The organism is Kistimonas scapharcae (genome assembly GCF_039540975.1).
In the GTDB taxonomy this organism is placed as follows: Bacteria; Pseudomonadota; Gammaproteobacteria; order Pseudomonadales; family Endozoicomonadaceae; genus Kistimonas; species Kistimonas scapharcae.
This window is the reverse complement of the sequence record NZ_BAABFL010000241.1, coordinates 1-1,372: the sequence shown is the minus strand read 5'-3', so window position 1 is coordinate 1,372 and position 1,372 is coordinate 1. Positions and strand designations below refer to the sequence as shown.

General features: G+C 54.1%; 1 protein-coding gene. It reads left to right on the top strand.

Annotated features, from left to right (window positions below; all coding sequences use genetic code 11):
• Positions 1-276: 276 nt before the first annotated feature.
• The gene (locus tag ABD892_RS10665; RefSeq protein ID WP_345195608.1) at positions 277-1,317 is read left to right on the top strand and encodes a BMP family ABC transporter substrate-binding protein; all 1,041 of its coding nucleotides are present in this window, start codon (positions 277-279) and stop codon (positions 1,315-1,317) included.
• The last annotated feature ends 55 nt before the right edge of the window (positions 1,318-1,372 follow it).

Sequence of the window (1,372 nt, the reverse complement as noted above, 5' to 3'; positions counted from 1 at the left end):
GGCTTAATCCCGACAGATCTTCAGCTGATCAACTTAAGAAAGCGGCTTGAGTTGGGGCGACAACTATGTTGACAAACACCGGAACCAGGCACGAAAACACCTGATGGCGCCCATGTCACTTGGCAAGCCGTATCACCCAAATTTGTAACTTACGCAAGTATAGGGTGAATATTACAGGCTTTACGGCAAGCTCTGGCACCCCGGTCATTAAACACGGTGCCACCCATCATTGAGCAGACAACAACGACAACAAGCAGTCACAACACGGGAGTCACAATGAAAAAACTGCTGAAACAGACTGCGGCCATACTCATGACCGCTGCCCTCTCAAGCCTGGCCATGGCCAGTGCGGAAAAGCCGTTGAAAGTCGGTTTTGTCTACGTCGGCCCGGTAGGTGACGCCGGATGGACGTTTGGCCACGACGAGGGCCGCCGCGAAATGCTGGAAAGCCTCGGTGAAGAGAAAGTGGAAACCACCTTTGTTGAAAGTGTCGCTGAAGGCGCCGATGCGGAGCGGGTAATCCGCACCCTGGCACAGCAGGGTCATGACCTCATATTCACCACCTCATTCGGCTACATGAATCCGACCCTGAAAGTCGCGAAACAGTTCCCTAATGTTAAGTTCCAGCACGCCACCGGCTACAAGCGGGCGAAGAACGTTGGCACCTATTCCGCCCGTTTCTATGAAGGACGCTACCTGACGGGTGTCATCGCCGGTCACATGACCAAGTCCAATACGATTGGTTACGTGGGCTCCTTCCCGATACCGGAAGTCGTTCAGGGCATTAATGCATTCACCCTGGGACTGCGCTCCGTGAATCCGGACGCCAAAGTGAAAGTGGTCTGGATCAACAGCTGGTATGACCCCGCCAAGGAGCGCGAGGCAGCTGAAAGCCTGATCGCCCAAGGCGCTGACATTATTAACCAGCACACGGATTCACCGGCACCGGTACAGGCCGCCCAGGATAAAGGCGTCTACGCATTTGGCTATGACACCGACATGACCCGGTTTGGTCCCGATGCCCATCTGACCGGCAGTCTGGTCGACTGGTCCGGATATTACACCGATACAACCAAAGCTGTGCTGGACAAGAACTGGAAAGCCGGTGATGTCTGGGGCGGTTTCGCCGCCGGTATGATTGAGATGGCGCCGTATAACAAAGCCATCCCGGAATCTGTAGTCAAGCAGGTTGAAGCCCTTAAGGCCGAGTTATCTAACGGTGAACTGGCCATATTCCAGGGTCCTATCAAAGCCCAGGATGGTTCAGTCAAAGTGGCAGCGGGAACCACGCTCCTTAACTCCCGCTTAACGATCTGAAGAAGTAAGGCTAAATTGAATGAAGAGAGCGTCCCCTGTGCTCTTCAGGCAAAAT

Excerpts from the sequence above, each read along its gene's own strand:
- ABD892_RS10665 (WP_345195608.1), top strand. The coding sequence starts at position 277 with ATGAAAAAACTGCTGAAACAGACTGCGGCCATACTCATGACCGCTGCC.